The sequence below is a fragment of the Streptomyces auratus genome (genome assembly GCF_050433025.1).
Taxonomy (GTDB): Bacteria; Actinomycetota; Actinomycetes; order Streptomycetales; family Streptomycetaceae; genus Streptomyces; species Streptomyces sioyaensis.
Map to the genome: position 1 here is coordinate 3,273,432 of NZ_JBNGCB010000001.1, position 21,313 is coordinate 3,294,744.

General features: G+C 71.3%; 17 protein-coding genes. 7 read left to right on the forward strand and 10 right to left on the reverse strand.

The features are described from left to right. Window positions 1–384: 384 nt before the first annotated feature. Together BKA18_RS14065 and BKA18_RS14070 are read right to left on the reverse strand one after the other, a co-directional pair. Entirely contained in the window at window positions 385–1,047 is a 663-nt protein-coding gene (locus BKA18_RS14065; protein ID WP_366043445.1) for an HAD family hydrolase, read from the reverse strand. A 94-nt stretch (window positions 1,048–1,141) separates the two neighbouring features. After that, entirely contained in the window at window positions 1,142–1,648 is a 507-nt protein-coding gene (locus BKA18_RS14070; RefSeq protein ID WP_096213751.1) for a DUF6912 family protein, read from the reverse strand. A gap of 296 nt (window positions 1,649–1,944) precedes the next feature. On the opposite strand from BKA18_RS14070, the gene BKA18_RS14075 reads away from it, so the two are divergent. Then, the gene (locus BKA18_RS14075) at window positions 1,945–2,667 is read left to right on the forward strand and encodes an Rv3235 family protein (RefSeq protein ID WP_366043446.1); all 723 of its coding nucleotides are present in this window, start codon (window positions 1,945–1,947) and stop codon (window positions 2,665–2,667) included. A gap of 104 nt (window positions 2,668–2,771) precedes the next feature. Here the strand turns inward: BKA18_RS14075 and secA are convergent, their stop codons facing one another. Beyond that, on the reverse strand, window positions 2,772–5,597 hold the full coding sequence (secA, locus tag BKA18_RS14080; protein WP_366043447.1) for a preprotein translocase subunit SecA: 2,826 nt from the start codon (window positions 5,595–5,597) through the stop codon (window positions 2,772–2,774). A 250-nt stretch (window positions 5,598–5,847) separates the two neighbouring features. Here secA and BKA18_RS14085 point away from each other — a divergent pair, with 250 nt between their 5' ends. After that, window positions 5,848–6,474, forward strand: a complete 627-nt coding sequence (locus BKA18_RS14085; protein WP_366043448.1) for a GNAT family N-acetyltransferase — start codon at window positions 5,848–5,850, stop codon at window positions 6,472–6,474. A 173-nt stretch (window positions 6,475–6,647) separates the two neighbouring features. Next, complete coding sequence (locus BKA18_RS14090; RefSeq protein WP_366043449.1) at window positions 6,648–7,841, forward strand: winged helix-turn-helix domain-containing protein; 1,194 nt, start codon at window positions 6,648–6,650, stop codon at window positions 7,839–7,841. A 69-nt stretch (window positions 7,842–7,910) separates the two neighbouring features. Here the strand turns inward: BKA18_RS14090 and BKA18_RS14095 are convergent, their stop codons facing one another. The 7 genes from BKA18_RS14095 to mtnA all read right to left on the reverse strand — a co-directional run bounded on the left by BKA18_RS14095 (window position 7,911) and on the right by mtnA (window position 16,674). Next, a complete protein-coding gene (locus tag BKA18_RS14095) occupies window positions 7,911–8,672 on the reverse strand; it encodes a response regulator (protein WP_006605260.1) in 762 nt (253 codons plus the stop codon). A 232-nt stretch (window positions 8,673–8,904) separates the two neighbouring features. Continuing rightward, complete coding sequence (gene hpf / locus BKA18_RS14100; RefSeq protein ID WP_006605259.1) at window positions 8,905–9,591, reverse strand: ribosome hibernation-promoting factor, HPF/YfiA family; 687 nt, start codon at window positions 9,589–9,591, stop codon at window positions 8,905–8,907. A 293-nt stretch (window positions 9,592–9,884) separates the two neighbouring features. Further along, window positions 9,885–10,619 carry a ComF family protein gene (locus tag BKA18_RS14105; RefSeq protein WP_366043450.1) on the reverse strand — a complete coding sequence of 245 codons (735 nt, stop codon included), beginning with the start codon at window positions 10,617–10,619 and terminating at the stop codon, window positions 9,885–9,887. A gap of 216 nt (window positions 10,620–10,835) precedes the next feature. After that, window positions 10,836–12,671, reverse strand: coding sequence for an LpqB family beta-propeller domain-containing protein (locus tag BKA18_RS14110; RefSeq protein WP_366043490.1), 1,836 nt, complete (start codon window positions 12,669–12,671; stop codon window positions 10,836–10,838). Between the two features lie 40 nt (window positions 12,672–12,711). Continuing rightward, window positions 12,712–14,766, reverse strand: a complete 2,055-nt coding sequence (gene mtrB / locus BKA18_RS14115; RefSeq protein ID WP_366043451.1) for an MtrAB system histidine kinase MtrB — start codon at window positions 14,764–14,766, stop codon at window positions 12,712–12,714. A gap of 64 nt (window positions 14,767–14,830) precedes the next feature. After that, window positions 14,831–15,508: a two-component system response regulator MtrA gene (gene mtrA / locus BKA18_RS14120; protein WP_006605255.1), complete on the reverse strand. Its 678-nt coding sequence runs from the start codon at window positions 15,506–15,508 to the stop codon at window positions 14,831–14,833. Beyond that, a complete protein-coding gene (gene mtnA / locus BKA18_RS14125; RefSeq protein WP_366043453.1) occupies window positions 15,505–16,674 on the reverse strand; it encodes an S-methyl-5-thioribose-1-phosphate isomerase in 1,170 nt (389 codons plus the stop codon). The genes mtrA and mtnA overlap by 4 nt, the downstream gene beginning before the upstream one ends. Window positions 16,675–16,826: 152 nt before the next feature. On the opposite strand from mtnA, the gene BKA18_RS14130 reads away from it, so the two are divergent. The 4 genes from BKA18_RS14130 to BKA18_RS14145 are packed head-to-tail and all read left to right on the forward strand — an operon-like array spanning window position 16,827 to window position 21,309. Beyond that, window positions 16,827–18,440 carry a DUF7847 domain-containing protein gene (locus tag BKA18_RS14130; protein ID WP_366043454.1) on the forward strand — a complete coding sequence of 538 codons (1,614 nt, stop codon included), beginning with the start codon at window positions 16,827–16,829 and terminating at the stop codon, window positions 18,438–18,440. Between the two features lie 22 nt (window positions 18,441–18,462). Further along, the gene (locus tag BKA18_RS14135) at window positions 18,463–19,137 is read left to right on the forward strand and encodes a DUF4129 domain-containing protein (protein WP_366043455.1); all 675 of its coding nucleotides are present in this window, start codon (window positions 18,463–18,465) and stop codon (window positions 19,135–19,137) included. After that, the gene (locus BKA18_RS14140; RefSeq protein WP_366043456.1) at window positions 19,134–20,363 is read left to right on the forward strand and encodes a DUF4350 domain-containing protein; all 1,230 of its coding nucleotides are present in this window, start codon (window positions 19,134–19,136) and stop codon (window positions 20,361–20,363) included. The genes BKA18_RS14135 and BKA18_RS14140 overlap by 4 nt, the downstream gene beginning before the upstream one ends. After that, a complete protein-coding gene (locus tag BKA18_RS14145) occupies window positions 20,299–21,309 on the forward strand; it encodes an AAA family ATPase (RefSeq protein WP_231976906.1) in 1,011 nt (336 codons plus the stop codon). Before BKA18_RS14140 ends, BKA18_RS14145 begins: the two co-directional genes overlap by 65 nt. The last annotated feature ends 4 nt before the right edge of the window (window positions 21,310–21,313 follow it).

A 21,313-nucleotide genomic window follows, 5' to 3' on the forward strand; every position in this document is an offset into this window, starting at 1 on the left:
CGACGCTATGCCGCGATGAGAGAGGGCCGGGTCGCCATCGACTGTTTTTGACAAAGTCGACAGGGAAAGTTGGCCGCAACGACCAGCGATCGCCCGGTCACGGTCGTGCCCCGGGCGCACGGCAGGGGCCTCGATGCCCCCGCGGATTATCGCGCTGATCACGGTGCAAGGCTATCGCTCCCCACACGGGTGCCGTCATGGGCCTTGTAGGTACAAAACCTTGGCGTGAACTTAGACCTTCCGGACAACGCACTGCCGGGGTGGGGTGTGCGTGCCGCCCTGGCGCCCGGACTCCCGGCGGGCCCGCGCAGGAGCGGCGCCTGGGCAACGCCGCCCAGGCGGCCGGGCGGGGCTACGGGCCCCAGGGCAGATCCTGGGAAAGACCTAGAGGACGAGCGCTCCCGCCAGCTCGACCGCCTCGGCGAGCGTGTCCACCACCGGTACCCCGGCGGTCTCCAGGCTCCCGCGGCTGTGCGATCCGCCCGTGTAGAGCACCGCATGCGCACCCGCGTCCTGCGCCGCCACCGCATCGTCCACGGCGTCACCGATCACGACCGTACGCGCCGGCTCGACCTGCTCCATCGCCGCCAGATGCCGCACCATGTGGGCGCTCTTCGTGCCGCCGGACGGCCCGGTCCTGCCGTCGATCCGTACGAACCGCGACTCGATCCCGAAGTCGCGGACGATCGGTATCAGGTCGTCGTGCCCGTACATGCTCAGAATCGACTGGCTGCGCCCGGCCGTCTGCCAGCCCTCCAGGAGCAGATCCACGCCCTCGGCGAGCTCACAGCCCAGGCGGTGGGTGCTGTAGTGGCGGTGGAAGGCTTCGTCCATCACCAGCCACTCCGTGTCCGTGGGCAGCCGCCCCATCAGCCGCTCGTAGAACCGCGGCACGGGCACGCAGTACAGCTCGCGGTACGTCTCCAGGGTGATCGGCTCCAGCCCGATCTCCGCGAAGGCGGAGTTCGTCGCCCCGATGACCGCTTCGATGTCATGGAACAGGGTCCCGTTCCAGTCCCAGACGATGTGCGTCGCGTGCTTCCCCATGCGATTCCCCAGGTCGTTACCCGTGCGTTTCCCCTTGCAGAAAAAGGTACCCGCACCCGCTGACAACGCGGCCGGACCTGCGGCGATCGAGCCACTAACCGATCAGGTGCGGAATCTCCTGCACCCCGAACCACATCAGATCGTGGTCCTCGGCACCGTCGACCGTGAACTGCGCATCGTCATCGCCCTGGTCCGCCGCGCCGAGCGCCGCCGCGGCCGCCGCGATGTCCGCCTCCGCGTCCGCGGCATCCACATGCACCGCCGCGGCCTTCGAGAGCGGCACCGGCCCGGCGACCCGCACCTCACCCAGCGACGACTGATCGAGCCCCCGGTCCGGATCCGCCACGGCCGCGCCGTCCGGCACGTCCACGGCCACCACCACCCGGCGCCGGGCGATCTCCGGGTGTCCGGCCAGCATCCGCAGCGACGCCTGCGCGGCCCGGTTGAGCGCCGCGTACTCCAGCTCCTCGATGTCGTCCGAGACGTACCACTCGCGCAGCGCGGGCGTGACCGCGTACGCGCCCAGGGAGCCGGGGTCCAGCTCACCGTTCTTGTGCGCCTCTGCGAGACCGGAAAGGGTCAGGGGGACATAGACGCGCATGGCAGCCGCTTCCGCTCGATTCGCTCGACTCTCACGATGGTCCCGCCAGCATACGGGCGCGAGTCCCCCATCGTGCCGCCCCCACAGCCCTCGTGCCGCCCACCCGGAGACCACCCACCACCCCGCTCCCGAGGCCTCACGACAAGGCCGCGCCACGGACGGGTGATCTCTGCGCGCCGCCCGCCCGGCCCCCTCCGCGCCTTGCTGCCGCCCCGGTCGCGTCGATAGAAGATCCTCACCACAAAAGCTACCGCCCGGTAATTCACGGGCCCGGCACCCCGGGGGCGATCACCAGCATGACCGGCACCAACAGCACCGCGGCGCACACCCCACCCACTACCGCCGGACGCACCGCGCCCGACGCAGGGCACACCCCACCGCCCACTCCGGCCGTTCCCCGGCCGCGGCGCTCCCCCGCCGACCGCCGGCCCCTCGGCCCGGCCGGCAGCGGCCCCGGCGCCACCGGCCGCAGCTCCGGTCCGGGCGGCGGGCGCGCCCCCGGCACCGCCGGCCGCGGCCCCACCCGTACCGCGCCCCGCCCCGGCCGTCCCACCGCCCTGGTCGCCGCGGCGAGCCGCCGGGCCACCCCCGGCGGCTCCACCACCCCGGTCACCGCGGCCGGCGTCCCCCTGCCGACGGCGGGGGCACAGCGCCGGGCACACGAGAGCCGGCCGCATCACTGGTTCGCCCAGCAGCTGCTGCTCGCCCTCAGCGGTCAGCGCCCCGTGCACGCCCTGCTGGGGCATGCGCTGCCGGCCGCGTACGACCGGCTGGCGGAGCTCGCCCCGCAGGCACCGCTGCGGCCGGTCCCGGTCCCCGGCGTACGCGGGCCCGACCCCACGGTGCGCGACTGCGGACTGTGCCGGCCCCGCCGCGGCGTCATCGAGGCCTTCGCCCGGATCGCGGCGGGCGAACGGCTGCGGGCGCTGGCCTTCCGGCTGGAGCTGGGCGCCGACGCCCGGTGGCGCTGCGCCGCCCTCGATGTCGGCCCGGCCCCGGGCGTCCCGGGCGCGGTCTGATGCCCGGCCGGCACACAAAGGCGCCCCGGCCGGTCTCCGGCCGGGGCGCCCCGCTGCTACACGGCCCGGGCGGCCCGCCCCCGGGCCACCTCACCGCTCACCGCTCACTTCTTACGGCGACGCCCTGCGCTCTTCTGGGCCTTGCGGCGCTCGGCGCGGGTCAGTCCGTCCGCCTCGGAACGGGCCGGTCCGGCCTCCTCGTCGCTGATGAAGTCGCCCTCGATGACGCTGCCGTCGCCGTCCACCTTGGGAGCGGAGAAGTGCAGCCGGTCCGGGCGCTGCGGCGCCTCCAGGCCCTTGGCGTGGATCTCCGGGCGCGCCGCGCCGGCGGGCACGGCGTCCTGCAGGTCCTTCTCCAGCGAGGTCTGCGCCTCCTCCACCGGGACCTCCTCGACGTGCTGCTCGACCTGGACCTCCAGGTTGAACAGGTAGCCGACGGACTCCTCCTTGATGCCCTCCATCATCGCGGTGAACATGTCGAAGCCCTCGCGCTGGTACTCGACCAGCGGGTCCTTCTGGGCCATCGCCCGCAGGCCGATGCCCTCCTGGAGGTAGTCCATCTCGTAGAGGTGCTCACGCCACTTGCGGTCCAGGACGGACAGCACGACCCGGCGCTCCAGCTCCCGCATGACGTCCGAGCTGAGCTGCTCCTCACGGGCGGCGTACTGCTCGTGGATGTCGTCCTTGATGGCATCGGCGATGAACTCGGCGGTGATGCCCGCGCGGTCGCCGGCCTCGTCCTCCAGCTCCTCGACCGTCACCTTGACCGGGTAGAGCTGCTTGAAGGCGCCCCACAGCCGGTCCAGATCCCACTCCTCGGCGAAGCCCTCGACCGTCTCCGCCTGGATGTAGGCGTCGATGGTGTCGTCCATGAAGTGCTTGATCTGGTCCTGCAGATCCTCGCCCTCCAGCACGCGGCGGCGCTCGCCGTAGATCACCTCGCGCTGGCGGTTGAGCACCTCGTCGTACTTCAGGACGTTCTTGCGCGTCTCGAAGTTCTGCTGCTCGACCTGCGACTGCGCGGAGGCGATCGCCCGGGTCACCATCTTGTTCTCGATCGGGACGTCGTCGGGGACATTGGCCATCGCCATGACCCGCTCGACCATCTGCGCCTTGAACAGCCGCATCAGGTCATCGCCCAGGGAGAGGTAGAACCGCGACTCACCGGGGTCGCCCTGACGGCCGGAGCGGCCGCGGAGCTGGTTGTCGATCCGCCGCGACTCGTGCCGCTCGGTGCCGAGCACATAGAGCCCGCCGAGCTCCTTGACCTCTTCGAACTCCGCCTTGACCGCGGCCTCGGCGCGCTCCAGGGCGGCGGGCAGCGCGGCCGCCCACTCCTCGACGTGCTCGACCGGGTCCAGGCCCAGCTGCCGCAGCTCCGCCTCGGCGAGGTCGTCGGGGTTGCCGCCGAGCTTGATGTCCGTACCGCGGCCGGCCATGTTCGTGGCGACCGTGACGGCACCCTTGCGGCCCGCCTGGGCGATGATCGGCGCTTCCCGGTCGTGCTGCTTGGCGTTGAGGACCTCGTGCGGCACACCGCGCTTGTTCAGCTGCTGGGAGAGGTACTCGGACTTCTCCACGGAGGTCGTGCCGACCAGGATCGGCTGGCCCTTGCCGTGCTTCTCGACGATGTCCTCGACCACCGCGTCGAACTTCGCGGGCTCGGTGCGGTAGATCAGGTCCGCCTGGTCCATACGGACCATCGGGCGGTTCGTCGGGATCGGGACGACACCGAGCTTGTAGATCTGGTGGAACTCGGCGGCCTCGGTCATGGCCGTACCGGTCATGCCGGAGAGCTTGTCGTAGAGGCGGAAGAAGTTCTGCAGGGTGATCGTGGCGAGCGTCTGGTTCTCGTCCTTGATCTCCACCCCTTCCTTCGCCTCGATGGCCTGGTGCATGCCCTCGTTGTAGCGGCGGCCGGCGAGGATGCGGCCGGTGTGCTCGTCGACGATCATGACTTCGCCGTCGATGACGACGTAGTCCTTGTCGTTCTTGAAGAGCTCCTTGGCCTTGATCGCGTTGTTGAGGTAACCGACGAGCGGGGTGTTCACCGACTCGTACAGATTGTCGATACCCAGCCAGTCCTCGACCTTGCTGACACCGCTCTCGTGGATGCCGACGGTGCGCTTCTTCTCGTCGACGTCGTAGTCGCCGGTCTCCTCGATACCGCGCTGCGGGTTGGCGGCCTCGCCCCGCTTCAGGCGCTGCACCAACTTGGCGAAGTCGCCGTACCACTTGGTGGCCGAGTCCGCGGGGCCGGAGATGATCAGCGGCGTACGGGCCTCGTCGACGAGGATCGAGTCGACCTCGTCGACGACCGCGAAGTTGTGGCCGCGCTGGACGAGTTCGTCCTGCGACCAGGCCATGTTGTCACGCAGATAGTCGAAGCCGAACTCGTTGTTCGTGCCGTAGGTGATGTCGCAGTTGTACTGCTCACGGCGCTGGGCCGGCGTCATGTCGGCGAGGATGCAACCGACGGTCAGGCCCAGGAATTTATGGACGCGGCCCATCATCTCGGAGTCGCGCTCGGCCAGGTAGTCGTTCACCGTGATCAGGTGGACACCCTTGCCGGACAGCGCGTTGAGATACGTCGGGAGGGTGCCGACCAGGGTCTTGCCCTCACCGGTCTTCATCTCGGCGACGTACCCCATGTGAAGGGCCGCGCCGCCCATCAGCTGGACGTCGTAGGGACGCTGGCCGAGCACCCGCCTGGCGGCCTCACGAACCGTGGCGAACGCCTCGGGCAGCAGATCGTCGAGGCTCTCGCCGTCCGCGAGGCGCTCCTTGTACTCATCCGTAAGGGCACGCAGCTCCGCGTCGGACAGCGCCGCGAAGTCCTCCTCGATGGAGTTGACCTGGCCCGCGATGCGGTGCAGTTTGCGCAGGATCTTTCCTTCGCCTGCACGCATGATCTTCGTCAAGACGGACACTTGGGCTGGTCTCCTTGCCGGTCGGGCCTGCACGGTCGAGTGCGCGGGCGCGGCATTTTTCCAAGGGGCAGGCCCCGCCGCAACGGCCATCGTAAAGGAGGACGCAGCCGGGCCGGGAGGTCCGCCGCAGCGAACCCCGCTATCCCCTCCTCCCGTGAACGCGCAAGGCCGCGAGAAGGTGCCGGGCGGATGCCCGGAATCACGCCGAAAACCCTTAGCCAGGCTTTCCGCAACCTTGCAGACTCACGCCATGAAGCCGGTCACCCTCACCACCGAGCGTCTCGTGCTGCGGCCCTTCGACGCCTCCGACGCACCCGCGGTGTACGCCGCGTGCCAGGAGCCCGACATCCGGCGCTGGACCACCGTCCCCTCCCCGTACCGCCGGGAGGACGCCGAGCAGTTCGCCGGCACGGTCGTCCCCGAGGGCTGGCGCCACGACACCGCCTACCACTTCGCCGTCGTGACCCGGGCGGAGGGGGCCCTGGTCGGTGCGATGGGCCTGGTACGCCTCGACCGGCTGCGCACCCCGGAGCGGCAGGCCGAGCTGGGCTACTGGACCGCCAAGGAGCAGCGCGGCCGGGGGTACACCGTCGAGGCGGCCCGCGCGGTGCTGCGCTGGGCCTTCGGCGATCTCGGGGTGGAGCGCATGGAGTGGCACGCGGAGGCCGGCAACGAGGGCTCCCGGGCGGTGGCCCGCAGGCTCGGCTTCCGGATGGAGGGCACCCTGCGCGCCAAGCTGCCGCGCGAGGGCACCCGCCGGGACCTCTGGATCGGCTCGCTGCTCCCGTCCGACCTGCCCGGAGCGCACGGACCGTCCGGGACGGCAGCCAGCATCGACATCCCGGACGCGACGCCGTATCTGCCCTACCCCGGCTGAGCACCGGCCCCGCGATCCGGCATCGGTACGGCGCGGGTCCAGCACCGCGCGGGCCCGGGCCGCGCGGCACTCCGCACCGCGACGGCTCCGCTCCGGACGGCCTCGGCCCCCCCTCACCAGCGGTTTTCCCGTGCCCGGGTCCGTTGTCAGTGCCCGCCCCTACTCTGAGCCGCATGACCGCCGAGACACAGCCGCTGCCGCCGCCCGTGACCGCCCTGTCCCGCGACGATGCCCGCCGCCTGGCGCTGCGGGCGCAGGGCCTGCTGGGCGCCCCGGACCGCCGGGCGGGCGTGCGCGGGGTGCTGCGGCAGCTGGGCGCGGTGCAGCTGGACACGATCTCGGTGCTGGCCCGCTCCCATGAGCTGGTGCCCTACGCCCGGCTCGGCGCCGTCGGCCGCACCGCCGTCGAGGCCGCCTACTGGACCGGCACCCACAGCTTCGAGTACTGGTCGCACGCCGCCTGCATCCTGCCCGTCGAGGAGTGGCCGCACTTCGCCTTCCGCCGCCGCGCCCGACGGGCCAAGGGCCACCGCTGGCACATCATGGAGGACTCCGAGCGCTCCTGCGCCGCCGTATTGGACCGGCTGACGGCCGACGGCCCGCTGACCACCTCCGAGCTGGGCGGAGGGCGCAACGGCGGCGAGTGGTGGGACTGGTCCGAGACCAAGATCGCGGTGGAGTGGCTGCTGGACACCGGCGACGTGGTCTGTACGGAACGCCGCGCCTGGAAGCGGGTGTACGACCTCGCCGAGCGCGCCGTCCCGGACCGTCTGCTCCACGACGACCTGGACGACGCCGAGTGCCTGCGCCGCCTGGTCGCCCAGGCCGGGGCCGCCATGGGCGTGGCCACCCGCGCCGATCTGGCGGACTACCACCGCCTCAAGGGCGAGCAGGTCGATGCCGTCGTCGCGGACTCCGGCCTGGTCCCCGTCGAGGTCGAGGGCTGGGGAAAGCCCGCCTGGGCCGATCCCGCCGCGCTCGCCGCCCCGCCCCGCGGCCGGCACCGCACGACCCTGCTCTCGCCCTTCGATTCCCTGATCTGGGACCGTCCGCGCACCGAGCGGATCTTCGGTTTCACGCACCGCCTGGAGGCATACGTCCCCCGCCCCCGGCGGATACACGGCTATTTCGCGATGCCCCTGCTGGCCGGCGGTCAGCTGGTGGGGCGGGTGGACCCGGCCCGCGAGGGCACCACCCTCGTCGCCCGCCAGGTGTCGGTGCAGGGCGCCAAGGCCGTCGCCCCCATGGCCCAGGCCCTGCGGGAGGCAGCAAGCTGGGTCGGCTGCGACGCCGTACGCGTGGACCGCTGCGACGACCCGAAGCTGGCCGCCGCGCTGCGCGCAGAGCTCACTCACACGAGCGACTAGAACCGCCGGACGGTACGTCCGGGGGCTCAGCGGCCCCCGGCCACCCGGCGCGCTTACGCCCCCGCCGGCTCACCGGATCTCGAGGATCTTCTCCCGCATCGCGTACACCACGGCCTCCATCCGGGAGTGCAGCTGCAGCTTCTCCAGGATGTTGCGGACGTGGTTCTTCACCGTGTTCTCGGAGATGAAGAGTTCCTTGGCGATATCGCGGTTGTTCATGCCCGTGGCGACCAGCTTGAGGACCTCCAGCTCACGGTCGGTGAGCCGGGGCGCGGGCACCAGCCGGCGCTCGTCGGTGCGCTGGATCATCGACTTGAACTCCGTCAGGAGCTTGGAGGCCATCGACGGGCTGATCTGCGACTGGCCGTCCGCCACGGCACGGATCGCGGTCGCCACCTCATCGGTGGAGATCTCCTTGAGGAGGTAGCCGGTGGCGCCGGCCTTGATCGCGTCGTAGAGATCGGCCTCTTCGTCGCTGATCGTCAGCATGATGATCTTTGCACTGGGGGCGACCTCCTTGATGGAGGTACATGCCTCGATCCCGCCGCGCTTGGGCATCCGTACGTCCATCAGCACGATGTCGGGCAGCAGATCCGCGGCCTTGTCGACCGCCTCCGCGCCGTCCCCCGCCTCGCCGACGACCTGGATGTCCTCCTCCTGGGCCAGCACGATCTCCAGCCCCCGCCGGAAGAGCGCGTGATCATCCACGACCAGGACCCGGATCGGTTCCTTGCGCGCCACGCTCACGGCCCGGTCGGCCTCGTCCTCGCTTCCGGCACCGCAGTGGTCATCATCCGCGTCGCCGCGCACGGGCCCGAAACTGTCCCCCATCGATCCTCCCCGTCAACTACTCGGCCCACAGGCCAGAGCTTGGAAATAAGGCTGGTTGACAACAGCCCCCTGCGGCCAGCCCGATCAATGCCATGCGATCGTCTCCCCGGCATGTCGCCGTGTCGTATCCCCGTACTCCCTGGCCGGCACAAACACTATACGGCTTCAACTCCTGCTCTCTCCGGTCACGATGGTGCCCCCGGCGTGCGCCGGGGGCACCGAGCGGTGGGGTTCAGCCGCCCAGGGCGCCGCCTGCGCCGCCGGGCTCCTCCTCCCCGAACAGATCGGGGTTCAGGTGGATGACGCCGTAGTCGTATGCGTGCCGCCGGTAGACGACACTCGGCAGCTTGGTGTCGGCGTCGACGAAGAGGTAGAAGTCGTGTCCGACCAACTCCATCTCGGCGAGCGCCTGGTCGAGCGCCATCGGTGCGGCCGAGTGGGTCTTCTCCCGGACGATCAAGGGGCCTTCACCCTGGACGTCGATCGAACCCATCCTCGTGGTCGGCACCTTCTGGTCGACCTCGGCGGCAAGTTCTCCGTTGGTGTTCAGGCTTGCGGCGTCGGGCACGCTGACAGCGACTTCACTCGCCGGAATGCGGCCGTTGCCACGACGCGAGAAGCGCTTGTCGTGCTGCTTGCGCAGACGCGCCTCGAGCTTGGCGGTTGCCAGATCCAGCGCGGCGTAGGGATCGGCTGCGGCCGCCTCGGCCCGGACCACCGGGCCACGGGAGCGGAGGGTGATCTCCACTCGGTCGGAACGGTCGGCCTGCCGCGGGTTGGGCTCCTTGGACACCTCGACGTCCAGGCTGATCACCTTGGCGTCGAGCTTCTGGACTTTCTCCAGCTTGAGCTTCTCGGCCACGTGCTTGCGGAACCGCTCGGGCACCTCGGTCTTGCGGCCCTTGACGACGATGTCCACGCAGAACTCCGTTCCCGGATCGCTCCGCTCATCCAGCGGGGCGATTCCTTCTTGCACCAGGCTCCGGTGGTTGCCGAAGCCTCGGACTTGGCGACTTTCACCTCCTCCTCCCCCGTCGACAAGCTCTCCACTCCCCTGTTTTCAGGGTCGCCGAAAATACCCCTGAACGCATTCATCGCGACATCCGAGGCAAAACGTCCGCCAAGTCCTCACAACCGAACATAGCTCTCTCGGACTGTTGTCGGCACCCCCTCGGAGCCCTCGGCTCCAATTGAGTGGCTTTCCTTCCCCAACTAATTGCCCTGTGGTAACGCGCGGAGGGGCGCACCACCACGACCGGCCGCGAAGGCGCTCACCGGCGCCGCCACGACCGCCGCTCCGACCACCCGGCCACCGGCCACGGCCATCGCGCGCGCCGCCTCCGCGAGCGTGGCACCCGTGGTCACCAGATCGTCCACCAGCACTGCTGGCAGGCCCGCCAGCAGCCTCCGAGCCACATCCGGCACCTCCAGTGCACCGGCGACGTTCTCCAGCCGCTGCCGGGCGCTCAGTCCCGCCTGGTCGGCCACCGCACGACGCTGCCGCAGCACCGCGAGCACCCGGGCCCCCGTCCCCACCCGCCGCAGCTCACCGGCCGCCACCCGGGCGATCCTGCGCACCGGATCATGCCCCCGGCCGGCCACCGCTCTCCGGGCCGACGGCACCGGGACCAGCAGCAGCGGCCCGCCACCGGGCCGCAGCCCCCGTACTGCCCCGGCCAGCACCGCGCCCAGCGGCCCGGCCAGCGGCAATGCGCCTCGCTCCTTGTGTGCCAGCAGCACCGCCCGCACCTCGTCGGCATACGGCGCCGCCGCCCACACCCGGGGCAGCCCCGCCGGCGCAGGCCTGGGCCGAACCCGCCGCGCCCCGCGCCCGTCCCGCGCCAGCGCCCGACGGCACTGTGCGCACAGCTCCGTACGCGGCCGGCCACACCCCGCACAGTCGACCGGCAGCACCAGACCGGCCAGTTCGCGCCATACCCCTTGCATGACTCCACTGTCCCGCCGAACACCCTCGGTCACCACCCCTGTGGACAACCTCGGCGGCGGAGCGGCGGCTGAGCCGTTCGGGGGAGATCGCGGCCTGCCGGACCGACCCATTCCGGCTCCCGGTCCGGCTGGATCGGCAGGACCGGGGCCGGATTGCGTCGGCGGCGAGCCGGTACCCGCGTCATCGGCCCCACCGGGCAACCCCGGCCACCTGCGTCACCCGGGATAGACCGGCGCCGTCCCGTCCTTCGCCACGGTCTTCCAGTTCGCGTCCGGAGGCAGCCGCACTATCCCCTCCGTCGCGTCCGCGATCAGCGGCCTGGTCTCGTCCTCCGAGGCCGCCACCGCCTTGACGCCGTTGACGCCGGGCAGGGTCTGTGCGTTGGACGCCGAGCCGTCGGTCTCCATGAACTGCATCTGCTGGACACCGCCGGACTCCCGCCCGACGACCACCAGCCGGCTGCCGCCCGCCCAGGACGCGGCCACCACGTCCTCCAACTGCGGTGCGATCGGCCGCAGTTCCTGCACCGACAGCTCCGGATGCTGGGCAGTGCCGCCGCGTTCGACCCGGCCGAGCTGGAGCGTCGTACGCCCCTTGTCCTCCACCAGGATCGCGATCCGGATCCCGTCCGCAGCCACCTTGATCGCCTTGATCCGCCGCCCGTCGAGACCGGGCACCGCCACCCTTTCGGGGTCGCTCTTGCCCTCACGTATCCGCAGCAGCCGCGAGCCGTGCGCATCGCGGTCGGCGATCCACAGATCGCCCAGCCCGTCCCAGCTCGGCGCGGTCAGCCCCGCATCGGGGTCCTTGGCCGAGCCGTTGCTGGTCAGTAGTGAACCGCCGCGGGCGATGCCGTCCTCCATGCCGGCGACGTACAGGGACCGGCCGTCACTCGACACACCGGCCGCGGTGTTCTCGGCGCGCGAGATGGCGACCGAGCGCAGCGGAGTCTTGCCGGTGCCGAACGGCCCGCGGACCGGCGTCGGTTCGGTCGCGGAGTCCGACATGGCGACGACCTTGTGGTCGGCGTCGATGAAGTACTCCTTGCCGGAGTTCTGGCTGCCCGGAGCGGGGGCGAAGTCACGGTCGGCCTGCTCCTGGGTCAGCGCGCAGAGCGAATTGCCGCTGCCGTCCTGGAGTTCCACCTCACTGACCTTCGAAGCCCGCGTCATGTCCTGGACGGTGAAGAAGAGTTGCGCCGCCATCCGCTTGCACTGGGCGGATCCGGCGCTCACCGCCTGCTTGCTGAGCCTGACATGCAGCGCGTTGGAGTCGTCCAGCGCCAGATCGCGTGCGGCGAGCCGGGTGCCGGGCGGGAACGCCGAACTCGTCACCTGGTTCAGCCAGTCGGTGGGCCCGGACAGCAGCGCCGCCACACTGGACGTGATCGGCCTTATCCGCTGCCGCAGATAGACCGGGTCCGCGACGAGCACATTGCGGCTCGCCTTCGGCTCCTGCGCCTCGGACTTGTAGGACGCGAAGTAGTACTTGTTGACGGAGCGGTAGATGCGCTGGAAGTCGGACAGGCCGAGCACCAGCCCGTTGGGCAGCCGGTCGATTCGCCACTGCCCGTTCTCCTTGACGAGGTGAATCGTGCGGCGGTACGGCTTCTCCTCCGGGGTGTAGGCGTGGTTGTCGTCCACGGCCGCCACCTGGCTGCCGGAGAGGGTGACCGTGTAGCCGTTCGCGTCCTCACGGCTGGGCTGCGACTTCGGCTCGGGCTTCGGGCGTTCCTGGAGCACATTGGTGACCTGGAACGGCCGCCATGTCCGCTTCGCCGACTTGGCCAGATACTGCGTGGCCGTACGGAAATCCGCCTCGTCGCTGGTCGTCGCGTCGAGGAAGCTGCGCACGATGTTGGTCGGCTGCGCACCGTCCTGCGGGGGTACGCCGTAGACCCGCACCTGGGAGTCGCCTTCGGAGCGCGGCGACTGGTCGACCGCTGTGACGTCCCCGCTGTCCGGCATCGACGCACACCCGGCCAGCAGCGCCGCCGCACAGCCGAGCAGCACCGCCTTCCGCGCCCGCCGGGCTCCCCGGCGGACGCGCATACGGGGCTGTCCGGTGCCCTCCCCGCGCTCGCCTCCGCGCTCAGTTCCCACGCAGCCCGCCTTCCCGCTCCACGCCCCGTCCGGCGTCCTGCTCGGCCCCGCCCTCGTGGACCGGTTCATCGATGTGCGCGCCCTCGCCGCGCGCTGCTGCCTCGCTCCGCGCGCCCCCGATCTGCGGCACCACACGGGCGCCGTTGCCGGGCAGCGCCGTCGGCCCGGCCGTCGACGGCCGGGCCACCTGCGGCTCCCGGGCGGCGGAGAGCGCACCGTCCGCCTCTGTCGTACGCGGCTGCGCCGGGATCGTGGACGCCTTGCGGTCCACCCCGGCGCGCGGCCGGCCCGTCTCGTCCAGCCCGCGGTGGCGCCGTGAGTCCTCCGGCTCCAGGGGTATCGGGGACCCGCGCAGCGTCTCGCCGGCCGTCCGCGGCAGCGTCAGGCGGAACTGCGAGCCGCCGCCGGGCTCGCCCCAGGCCTGCAGCCAGCCGCCGTGCAGCCGGGCGTCCTCGACGGCGATGGACAGGCCGAGTCCCGTGCCTCCGGTGGTACGGGCCCGGGCCGGGTCCGCGCGCCAGAAGCGGTTGAAGACCCGGGTGGCCTCGCCGGGCTTGAGACCGACGCCGTAGTCACGCACCGCGAGGGCCACCGCACCCCCGCTGCGGTCGCCCGCGGACGCCAGCCGCACCACCACATCGCGGCCCTCGCCGTGCTCGACGGCGTTGACCACGAGATTGCGCAGCACCCGCTCCACCCGACGGGGATCGGCCTCGGCGATGACGGGCTCCTCGGCGCCGCGCACCACGATGCGGGTGCCCTTGCGCTCGGCGAGCGGCTCGGCCCCCTCGATGACGCGGTGCACCACATCGCGCAGGTCGATCGGCTCGGCCTCCAGCGCGGCCGCCCCGGCATCGAAACGGCTGATCTCCAGCAGCTCCGCGAGCAGCGATTCGAAGCGGTCGAGCTGGCCGCGCAGCAGCTCGGCGGAGCGCGCGGTGGCGGGGTCGAACTCGTCGCGGGCGTCGTGGATGACATCGGCCGCCATCCGTACGGTCGTCAGCGGCGTCCGCAGCTCGTGCGAGACGTCGGAGACGAAGCGGCGCTGCATCCGGGACAACTCCTCCAGCTGCTGGATCTTGACCTGGAGGTTCTGCGCCATCTTGTTGAAGGACTCCCCGAGGCGGGCGATGTCGTCCTCACCAGTGACCTTCATCCGCTCCTGGAGGAGGCCGGCGGCCAACCGCTCGGAGATCCCCGCGGCCATCCGTACGGGCGTGACGACCTGCCGCACCACCAGCCAGGCGATCGCACCGAGCAGGATCACGACGAAGACCCCGGCGGTCGCGAGCGTGCCGGTCACGAGCTTGAGCGACTCCTCCTCCTGGCTGAACGGGAAGAGGTAGTAGAGCTGGTACTGGTTGCTGTTGACGTCGTTCAGCCGCTTGCCGATGATCAGCGCCGGCATCCCGTCGTCCGACCCGATCCGCTTGATCTGGGTGTACTGGCGGAACGTCCCGGACTTGGTGTCCAGCTTCCGCCGCAGCTCGGCGGGCACGCTCCGCTCGGGATCGACATCGCCGGAGGCGCGCGGGCCGCGGGTACCGGGGCTGGAGTCGCCGAACGGTTCGTCGGAGTCGGAGCTGAGCGCCACGACGGAGAAGACACCCTGCCCGCCGCTGGCGAGCTGTTCGACCAGGCCGGTCAGCCAGGTCGCGGAATCCTGGGTGCTGCGGTTGCCGGTGCGGGCGACGTCATCGGGCCGGGTGTCGTCGGCGCCGTCGGCCATCTTCTGGGCGACGCTGAAGCCGCCCACCGCCTGACTCTGCGCGGCCTGGGCCTTGGCCGTGAGCAGGCCGTTACGGACCTGGCCCACGACCACCACACCGAGCAGCAGCACCACGGCGAGCGACATCAGGAGCGTGGTCGCCACCACGCGCAGCTGGATATTGCGCCGCCACAGCCGCAGGGCCGGGAGCAGAGGCCGCCGCACCCAGCGACTGAAGAGCCGCAGCAGGGGGTGAACCGGCCCGCTCACCGCGCCGTCGGGCAGCAGCTGCCCGCCGCGCAGCAATCGGGCCACCAATTTGCCCGAAAAGGACATATCACCCGCCGGGCCGACGGTGCGCCCCCGCTTTCCCTCCGGGGTCGAACCGTCCCGGATCATGTCAGCTTGGCCCGGCCTTGTAGCCGACCCCGCGCACGGTCACCACGATCTCCGGCCGCTCCGGATCCCGCTCGACCTTGGAGCGCAGCCGCTGCACATGGACGTTGACCAGCCGGGTGTCGGCGGCGTGCCGGTAGCCCCAGACCTGCTCGAGCAGCACCTCACGCGTGAACACCTGCCACGGCTTGCGCGCCAGCGCCACCAGCAGATCGAACTCCAGCGGGGTCAGCGCGATCGACTGCCCGTCCCGCTTGACCGAGTGGCCCGCCACATCGATGACCAGGTCACCGATGGCCAGCTGCTCGGGCGTCGGCTCCTCCGAACGCCGCAGCCGGGCCCGGATCCGGGCCACCAGCTCCTTGGGCTTGAACGGCTTGACGATGTAGTCGTCCGCACCCGATTCGAGCCCGACGACCACATCCACCGTGTCGCTCTTGGCGGTCAGCATCACGATCGGCACACCGGACTCGGCCCGGATCAGCCGGCAGACCTCGATACCGTCCCGCCCCGGCAGCATCAGATCCAGCAGCACAAGATCGGGCTTGGTCTCGCGGAAGGCCGCCAGAGCCTTGTCGCCGTCCGACACGAACGACGGTTCAAAACCTTCGCCGCGCAGCACGATGCCGAGCATCTCTGCCAGTGCGGTGTCGTCGTCGACGACCAGGACGCGTCCCTTCATTCGGCCATCATCCCATTACCTGATCGTGACTTACTCCATCGTGACGTGGAACACACCTCTGCCAGCCTCTCCGAGGTCACCGGAGCCACCACTCCGGCCTCCGTGACGATCGCCGTCACCAGCTCCGGTGGAGTGACGTCGAAGGCCGGGTTGTAGGCCTGTGCGCCCAAAGGTGCCACCGGTATACCGGCACCCGGCACCGTCCCGGCGCCCTGCGCAGAGGGCAACGAGAACTCCGTCACTTCCTGGGCCGGCCGCTGCTCCACCTCGATATCCGCACCCTCCGCGGTGTCCAGATCCACCGTGCTGGTCGGTGCCACGACCACAAACGGAACGTGGTGGTACCGCGCCAGCACCGCCAGCGGATAACTGCCGACCTTGTTGGCGACCGAGCCGTCCGCCGCGATCCGGTCCGCGCCGATCAGCACCGTGTCCACCTCGCCCGCGGCGAACAGCGAGCCCGCCGCACCGTCCGAGAGCACCGTGTACGCCATACCTGCCCGCGCCGCCTCGTAGGCGGTCAGCCGGGCCCCCTGCAACAGCGGCCGGGTCTCGTCCACCCACAGCCGGCGCAGTTCCCCGGCCCGGTGCGCCGCCAGCGCCACCGCCAGGGCGGTGCCCTCGCCCCCGGAGACCAGTGCCCCTGTGTTGCAGTGCGTGAGAATCCGGTGACCGCCACCCGGCAGCAGCTCGCCCAGCAGCGCCAGTCCGTGTTCCGCCATCCGTGTGCTGGCCTCGATGTCCTCCGCGTGCACGGCCCGCGCCTCGGCCAGCGCCGCCGCAGCCGCCTGGGCACCGGACCCGTCGGCCGCCGCGGCCCGGTACGCGGCCGCCGCCCGCCGTACGCCGTACCCCAGATTGACCGCGGTCGGCCGGGCCTGGGCCAGCGCCTCGACCGCCTCTTCCACATCGAAGCCCCGCGCCGCGGCCAGTGCCACGCCATAAGCGCCCGCGATGCCCAGCAGCGGCGCCCCCCGCACGGCGAGCGTCCGTATCGCCTGCACCAGCGCCGGTACGTCCGTGCAGACCAGCTCGACCTCCTCCGCGGGCAGCCGGGTCTGATCGAGGAGGACCAATACGGGCCCCTCAGGCGGCTCCTCCCAACGCAATGACGGAATGGCGAGCGCCCCGGCGCCCTTCTCGGATACCTCGTACTGATCGCCCATTCCTTCAGTCTGCCGCCGACCGGCCCTCGAACAGAAGGTTCTCTCGCACTCCGGGCCCCGGTACACCACGCCCGTTGCCATGACACGATGACTGCCACCGCGGACCCCGGTCCCCCACCGCCCCGGCGGACGGGCAGCAAGAAGGAGCGACGATGAACAACTCTCCGGGCTGGGCCTCGCCCGGATCCACTCCCTCCTCCGACGAGCCGGGCCGCGGCACACAGGAGCAGCCCACCCAGGACGACCGGACCGGCCCCGCCGAGCAGCCGTCCCCGCCGAACTGGTCCAAGGAACAGCCGCCCGCCGGCCAGTGGTCGGCCCCCGCCGGCATCCCCGGCCAGAGCGGGCCCCGCGGCAGGAGCGGCCCGAGCGCGTCCGGTGACCGCACCCGTGCGGCATCGTCCGGCACCGGCGGGCCCGGCTGGGGCGGTCCGTCGTACCCCGGCAATCAGCCCCCCTGGGGCGGCGCCTGGGCCCCCGTGCCGCAGGCCGCCAAGCCCGGCGTCATTCCCCTGCGCCCGCTCGCCCTCGGCGAGATCCTCGACGGCGCGGTCGCCACCATGCGCGCCCACTGGCGCACCGTTCTCGGCATATCGCTGATCGTCGCCGTCGTCTCGCAGACCGCCATCACCGTCGTGACCGGCCTCTTCCAGAACGCCGGCCGCGTGGCCGGCCCGGCGAGCGACAGCGCCCCGCCCCTCCGCGAGACCATGCGCCAGCTCAGCAATACGCTCGCCGGCACCGGGATCACCTCGGCGATCGGGCTGCTCGCCACGATCATCGCCACCGGCATGCTGACCATGGTCGTGAGCCGTGCCGTCCTCGGACGTTCGGTCACCGCCGGGGAGGCCTGGCGCGATGCGCGTACCCAGCTTCCGCGCCTGTTCGGCCTGCTCGTGCTGCTCCCGCTGCTCATCACGGCCGTCCTCACGGCCGGCCTGGCTCCCGGCATCATCCTGGCGGCCACGGGCCCGCTGGACGCCGGCCTGCTCCTCACGCTGTTCGGCGGGCTGGCCGCCGGCGCCGTGAGCCTCTGGCTGGGGGTCCGCTTCAGCCTCGCCGCCCCCGCACTGATGCTGGAGAAGCAGGGCGTCATCGCCGCCATGCGCCGCTCGGCGAAGCTCGTACGGGGCGCCTGGTGGCGAGTGCTGGGCGCACAACTCCTCGCCTATGTCCTGGTCTCCGTCGTCGAGTTCATCATCCAGATCCCGGCCACGATCCTCGCCTTCCTCATCGGCGGCGAGAACCTGATGGACTGGGCGAACGGCACCAGCAACACCAGCTGGTCGTTCCTGATCGTGGTGGGCATCGGCGCCGTCATCAGCTCTGCCATCACCTTCCCGGTCAGCGCCGGCGTCACCGCGCTCCTCTACATGGACCAGCGCATCCGCCGAGAGGCACTCGACCTCGAACTCGCCCGCGCCGCAGGCCTCCCCGGCTACGGCTCCTATACCCCGGCCGCCTACCCGTCTGCGCCGAATCCCCCGGCTCCCACCGCCGAGGATGCGCCGGCAGCCGCAGCCGCGACCGCCCCTGACGCCCCCGCAGGCACCGCGACGGCTGACACCCCCGCGGTGGCCGACTCCCCCGCGACGTCCAGTGCCAAGGAAGACGGCTCCCGCACCGAGAGCACCGACGCAAACGTCGCCGCAGCAGACCCCGCGCCCATGGACACCACCCCCTCGGACACCACCTCCACGGACGCCACAGCCCCGCCCGCCGACGGCCCCGGGCATCGCCCCGACGACACCGCACCGGAAAGTTGATGCGGTGACCACAGCGGGGATCATGGCTGTGCACGGACGCCTCATCGCGCGCTCCGACGACGACATACCGGTGCGGACTCCACGCGTCCCCGCCCGCGAGGCGGCCGAACGTGAACTGTCCGATCCCCGGTACCACCAGCACGACCCCAACCCGATCCAGCGCGCCCTCGATTGGCTCTGGGACCGCGTCGACGCGCTCTTCCACACGGCCGCCGGCACCACGCCGGGGGGCTGGATCGGACTCCTCGCCATCGCCGCATGCGTCCTGCTGCTGATCGTCGCCCTCCGGCTGCGGCTCGGGGCGGTGCGCCGCACTCCGACCACGAGCGGCGCACTCTTCGCCGACGCTCCCCGCACCGCTGCCGAGCACCGGGCAGCCGCTGCCCGGCACGCCGCCGAGGGCCGCTGGTGCCAGGCGATCCAGGACCGCATGCGCGCCCTCGTCCTCGCCCTCGAAGAGCGCGCTCTGCTCACCCCCGGCCCCGGCCGCACCGCTGACGAATCCGCCACCGAGGCCGGCCGGGTTCTGCCTGCGCACGCCGACCGGCTGCGCACCGCGGCCCGCACCTTCGACGACGTCACATACGGCGGCCGTCCCGGCACGGAACGGGCGTACGCCCTCCTGACCAGCCTCGACAACGACCTGCAGCAAGCCAAGCCCGATCTGGCCAACACCCCGACCGGGAGCCACGGATGACAACGGCCACCCCGGAATTCCCCGTGCTCTCGCCCACCCGTCGTGGCCCGTGGGCCCGGTCCCGCGGGCCGCTGCTCGCGGTTCTCCTCCTCGTCGTCAGCGGTGTGGTCCTCGCCGCGCTGCAGTCCGGCGAGCAGCACGGCCGGCTCGACCCCCGGTCCACGGACCGGACCGGAAGCGCTGCCGTCGCCCAACTCCTGGCCTCCCACGGCATCTCCACCCACGTGGTGACCACCTCCGAGGAGGCCGCCGCGGCGGCCGGCCCACACACCACACTGCTCGTCACCGACCCCGACATGCTGACGCAGGCTCAGCTGACGGGCCTGCACACCGCGACCGCGCACACCTCCGGCCGCACCGTCCTGATCGGCCCCGGCCCCTCGGCTCTCGAAACCTTTGCCCCCGGCGTGCAGAGCGAACCCCCGGTCGGCATCTCGGTACGCCGCCCTGCCTGTTCGCTGCCGGACGCCCGCCGCGCAGGCGATGCCCTCCTGGGCGGCCTCCGCTACACCACGGCCGTCGACGGCGCCGATCGCTGCTACCCCAGCGGCGGCCGGCCGACCCTGCTGCGCCTGCCGGCCCCCCGCACCGGCCGTGACACCGTGCTCCTCGGCTCCCCCGACCTCCTCTACAACCACCACCTCGCCGCGGACGGCAACGCCTCGCTGGCCCTTCAACTCCTCGGCACGCACAAGCATCTGGTCTGGTACCTCCCCTCCCTGAGCGACCCGTCGTCCACTCAGAACGACCAGCGCAGTTTCTTCGAGCTCATCCCCTCCGGCTGGCGCTGGGGCCTGCTCCAACTCACCTTCGCCGCCGTGTGCGCGGCCCTGTGGCGCGCCCGCCGCCTCGGTCCCCTGGTGCCGGAAAAACTCCCCGTCACCGTCCCGGCCACCGAGACCACCGAGGGCCACGCGCGCCTCTACGAACAGGCCGGTGCCCGCGACCGAGCATCCGACGTACTGCGCTCCGCGGCCCGCACACGCATCGCCCCCCTCACCGGCGTGCCCCCCGTGCACGCCCACACCTCCGACGTCCTTCTTCCCGCCATCCGCGCCCATGTCTCCGAGTCCCCCGGCACCGGAAAAGACCTCCATGACCTGCTCTTCGGCCCGGCTCCCGCGGACGACAGGGCGTTGGTGCACCTGGCCGACCAACTCGATGCACTCGAATCCTCGATCGTTTCCCAAGAGAGGCACGCCCCCCGTGAGCACCCCGACCGCTGACAGCGCCCGAGCCTCCCTCGAGGACCTGCGCACCGAGATAGCCAAGGCCGTCGTAGGCCAAGACCCCGCCGTCACCGGACTGGTCGTCGCACTCCTCTGCCGCGGTCACGTCCTCCTGGAAGGCGCCCCCGGCGTCGCCAAGACCCTGCTCGTACGCGCGCTGTCGACCGCCCTCGAACTCGACACCAAGCGCGTCCAGTTCACCCCCGACCTGATGCCGAGTGACGTCACCGGTTCATTGGTCTACGACTCCCGCAGCGCCGAGTTCTCGTTCCAGCCGGGGCCCGTCTTCACCAACCTGCTGCTGGCGGACGAGATCAACCGCACGCCTCCCAAAACCCAGGCGTCCCTGCTCGAAGCAATGGAGGAGCGTCAGGTAACCGTCGACGGCACAGCCCGTCCCCTCCCCGAGCCGTTCCTGGTGGCCGCCACCCAGAACCCCGTGGAGTACGAGGGCACGTACCCCCTCCCCGAGGCCCAACTCGACCGGTTCCTCCTGAAGTTGACGGTGCCGCTCCCCGCTCGGCATGACGAGATCGACATACTCACCCGCCACGCGGCCGGATTCAGCCCCCGCGACCTCGGCGCCGCAGGACTACGCCCCGTCGCCTCCACGGCCGACCTCGATGCGGCCCGGGACGCGGTCGCCAAGACCACCGTCTCCCCCGAAGTCACCGGCTATATCGTCGATATCTGCCGTGCCACTCGCGAATCCCCCTCGCTCTCCCTCGGTGTCTCCCCCCGAGGCGCCACCGCTCTGCTCTCCACCTCACGAGCCTGGGCCTGGCTCACCGGCCGCGACTATGTCACCCCCGACGACGTCAAGGCCCTTGCCCTGCCCACGCTCCGACATCGCGTTCATCTCCGCCCCGAAGCGGAGATGGAAGGAGTCACCGCTGACTCCGTGATCAACGCCGTACTCGCTCATCTCCCTGTCCCCCGCTGAGACG

What these genes read in the sequence shown, in the direction of transcription:
- mtrB (WP_366043451.1), bottom strand. Translation starts at nt 14,766, where the DNA reads ATGTCCTTTTCGGGCAAATTGGTGGCCCGATTGCTGCGCGGCGGGCAG.
- BKA18_RS14140 (WP_366043456.1), top strand. Translation starts at nt 19,134, where the DNA reads ATGACAACGGCCACCCCGGAATTCCCCGTGCTCTCGCCCACCCGTCGT.
- BKA18_RS14075 (WP_366043446.1), top strand. Translation starts at nt 1,945, where the DNA reads ATGACCGGCACCAACAGCACCGCGGCGCACACCCCACCCACTACCGCC.
- BKA18_RS14065 (WP_366043445.1), bottom strand. Translation starts at nt 1,047, where the DNA reads ATGGGGAAGCACGCGACGCACATCGTCTGGGACTGGAACGGGACCCTG.
- BKA18_RS14130 (WP_366043454.1), top strand. Translation starts at nt 16,827, where the DNA reads ATGAACAACTCTCCGGGCTGGGCCTCGCCCGGATCCACTCCCTCCTCC.
- BKA18_RS14110 (WP_366043490.1), bottom strand. Translation starts at nt 12,671, where the DNA reads ATGCGCGTCCGCCGGGGAGCCCGGCGGGCGCGGAAGGCGGTGCTGCTC.
- BKA18_RS14085 (WP_366043448.1), top strand. Translation starts at nt 5,848, where the DNA reads ATGAAGCCGGTCACCCTCACCACCGAGCGTCTCGTGCTGCGGCCCTTC.
- mtnA (WP_366043453.1), bottom strand. Translation starts at nt 16,674, where the DNA reads ATGGGCGATCAGTACGAGGTATCCGAGAAGGGCGCCGGGGCGCTCGCC.
- BKA18_RS14070 (WP_096213751.1), bottom strand. Translation starts at nt 1,648, where the DNA reads ATGCGCGTCTATGTCCCCCTGACCCTTTCCGGTCTCGCAGAGGCGCAC.
- BKA18_RS14105 (WP_366043450.1), bottom strand. Translation starts at nt 10,619, where the DNA reads ATGCAAGGGGTATGGCGCGAACTGGCCGGTCTGGTGCTGCCGGTCGAC.
- mtrA (WP_006605255.1), bottom strand. Translation starts at nt 15,508, where the DNA reads ATGAAGGGACGCGTCCTGGTCGTCGACGACGACACCGCACTGGCAGAG.
- BKA18_RS14090 (WP_366043449.1), top strand. Translation starts at nt 6,648, where the DNA reads ATGACCGCCGAGACACAGCCGCTGCCGCCGCCCGTGACCGCCCTGTCC.
- BKA18_RS14095 (WP_006605260.1), bottom strand. Translation starts at nt 8,672, where the DNA reads ATGGGGGACAGTTTCGGGCCCGTGCGCGGCGACGCGGATGATGACCAC.
- BKA18_RS14145 (WP_231976906.1), top strand. Translation starts at nt 20,299, where the DNA reads ATGCACTCGAATCCTCGATCGTTTCCCAAGAGAGGCACGCCCCCCGTG.
- BKA18_RS14135 (WP_366043455.1), top strand. Translation starts at nt 18,463, where the DNA reads ATGGCTGTGCACGGACGCCTCATCGCGCGCTCCGACGACGACATACCG.